Consider the following 399-nt stretch of genomic DNA (forward strand, 5'->3'; position numbering starts at 1 on the left):
GTTGCAACGTCAACTCCATACCAATTCGGGTGTCGTTTTCTCCCTGTTTGCCCTGCCGTTGCTCGGCACTAAAGGAGATCAGAGGAACAGGGGTGTAACTCAAACCTGCGGTAATCGCGTGAGGATCATTTTGTCGCTCGTCTTTACCAAACAGCGCCACTTCATCGCCATAATATTGTTCATAGACCAGCTTGCCGCCCAGCTGCGGCCAGGCCGGTAACCAGCCTTCGGCGCGAAGATCCCACCCGTTCGCCGGACGTGCTTCATAGTCATTGTCGAGTTCCGGTGCACTACGCCAGTTACTGAGGCGCAGATAACCGTTTCCGCTCAGTTTCAGGTAATTGCGCCAGTATTCAACGCCCATCCCGGTTCTGGTGTGATAGCGGGTCAGGTCATGAT

The 399-nt window shown here is 54.4% G+C and carries 1 protein-coding gene; it reads right to left on the reverse strand.

Translation table 11 applies throughout. The features are described from left to right. The coding region (locus EVJ32_RS16055) for an inverse autotransporter beta domain-containing protein (protein WP_201740704.1) at window positions 1-399 on the reverse strand (399 nt) is incomplete at both ends.

It is taken from the genome of Exiguobacterium sp. SH5S4 (genome assembly GCF_004337045.1).
Classification (GTDB): domain Bacteria; phylum Bacillota; class Bacilli; order Exiguobacteriales; family Exiguobacteriaceae; genus Exiguobacterium; species Exiguobacterium aurantiacum_A.